Source organism: Tranquillimonas alkanivorans, assembly GCF_900115595.1.
Classification (GTDB): Bacteria; Pseudomonadota; Alphaproteobacteria; order Rhodobacterales; family Rhodobacteraceae; genus Tranquillimonas; species Tranquillimonas alkanivorans.
Map to the genome: position 1 here is coordinate 1 of NZ_FOXA01000088.1, position 1,302 is coordinate 1,302.

At 66.5% G+C, this 1,302-nt stretch carries 3 protein-coding genes; all 3 read left to right on the plus strand.

The genetic code is table 11. The features are described 5' to 3' along the window. Positions 1-223, plus strand: a 223-nt coding sequence (locus BM162_RS22285; protein WP_177215346.1) for a MerR family DNA-binding protein, incomplete at its 5' end; no start/stop codon positions are given. Next, complete coding sequence (locus tag BM162_RS22290) at positions 223-546, plus strand: YnfA family protein (RefSeq protein ID WP_093426047.1); 324 nt, start codon at positions 223-225, stop codon at positions 544-546. The genes BM162_RS22285 and BM162_RS22290, both read left to right, overlap by 1 nt. Positions 547-615: 69 nt before the next feature. Then, positions 616-939 carry a transglutaminase-like domain-containing protein gene (locus tag BM162_RS22295; RefSeq protein ID WP_093426049.1) on the plus strand — a complete coding sequence of 108 codons (324 nt, stop codon included), beginning with the start codon at positions 616-618 and terminating at the stop codon, positions 937-939. Positions 940-1,302 lie beyond the last annotated feature (363 nt).

Sequence of the window (1,302 nt, forward strand, 5' to 3'; positions counted from 1 at the left end):
CCTCTCCGACAGTCCGGACCGCTCCTGCGCGCAGGTCGACGCGGTCGCCCAGCGGCAACTGCGCGAGGTCGAGGCGCGCCTCGCCCGGCTCGAGGTGCTCCGCGTCGAGCTGCGCCGGATGATCGGCGAGTGCGTCCGCGATAGGGTGGCCGACTGCCGGATTCTCGAGGTGCTGCGCGACCACGAGGAATGCCTCGCAGATCACGGTCAGCTCGGCGCCTGATGCCGGCCGCACTGATATATCCCCTCGCCGCGTTGGCCGCGATCGCCGGCTGCTTTTTGATCTGGGCGTGGTGGCGCGGTGCCTCGATCCTGTGGCTGCTCCCGGGTCTTGTGAGCCTCGGCCTTTTCGGATGGCTGCTCGCCCAGGTCGAAGCCGGCTTCGCCGGACGGGCCTTCGCCGCCTATGGAGGTGTCTACATCGCCGCGTCTCTGCTCTGGATGTGGGGCGCCGAAGGGCAGCGGCCGGATCACTGGGATGTCGCAGGCGCCGGTGTTTGCCTCATTGGCGCCGCCGTCATCCTTGCCGCCCCACGCACCGGCTGATTTTCTACTTGAAGCTACAGCCGCTGCAGGAATCACACCAGTCTCCAATCGATTCGAAGGAGACCATCCATGACCGCCGATGCGACACTGCTCGAACCCAGGCCGCTGCTCAATTTCGACACCGGGCCCGTTCGAGACCTGATCGAGGCCCGCGGCTGGCGTGCGCTCGATGATCGGGTCGGAGCCGCCTGCGACTTCGTGCGTAACGACATTCGTGCCGGATACAATCGCGCCGACGACATCCCGGCTTCGGAGGTGTTAGCGGACGGCTTCGGCCAGTGCAACACCGAGTCGACGCTGCTGATGGCGCTTCTTCGCGGGCTCGGTGTGCCCTGTCGGCAGCAGGCGCGGCGAACGGCAGGAAGGTCCGCGCTCCGATCGTCATGCCCGTGAAGATGCTGCGCAATGCATGGATGGCCGGCTCGGTGAAGCCGCGCTGCGGCGCAGACCTCTGTCTCGAACGTCTGCTGTGGGCCGGTCGCGAACAGGCGCATCATGCTGCGCCTGCGAACTCGAGCTTGCGCACCGCGGACAGTTCGGCACCGAAGCGGGACTCTTCAGACCGTGTTCGGCACAACAAGCCTAGTGATCCTTCATCCTGGAATCTCCGCGCAAAGGCCAGACTTCCGGGAGCCACGGGAGAGGCCGGTCGTGCGGCCCGCCGGCTCAGTCAACCCGGGAGCGCCAGTCGCGTGAGGTGGTCTCCAAAAACCGGACGCTCGGCTAAGCTTGCCGCCAACGATGACAAGGACGAAC